At 48.9% G+C, this 231-nt stretch carries 1 protein-coding gene; it reads left to right on the forward strand.

Annotated features, from left to right (window positions below; all coding sequences use genetic code 11):
• A partial coding sequence (locus AAEZ03_RS29100; RefSeq protein ID WP_350583490.1) for a deoxyribodipyrimidine photo-lyase occupies nt 1–231 on the forward strand: 231 nt, incomplete at both ends.

Below are 231 nucleotides of genomic sequence, written 5' to 3' on the forward strand. Positions count from 1 at the left end.
GGGGTTGCCACTGACGTTAATCGATCAAGACTGCGTATTTGCAGCCGGACAAGTGCAAAATTTGTCCGGTGATATGTACAAGGTGTTTACCCCATTTGCTAAAAAATGGAAAAGTATTGCCAGTCAAAAAGCGATAGTGCCTTTAGCCGCGCCAGCACCTGTTGCTGCAGCGCTGGCATTGCCAGCGGCTATCGAATTTAATTGCCCAACACACAGCAGCGATCAATGGGC

This window comes from Pseudomonas sp. HY2-MNA-CIBAN-0224 (genome assembly GCF_040310285.1).
GTDB lineage: Bacteria > Pseudomonadota > Gammaproteobacteria > Pseudomonadales > Pseudomonadaceae > Aquipseudomonas > Aquipseudomonas helleri.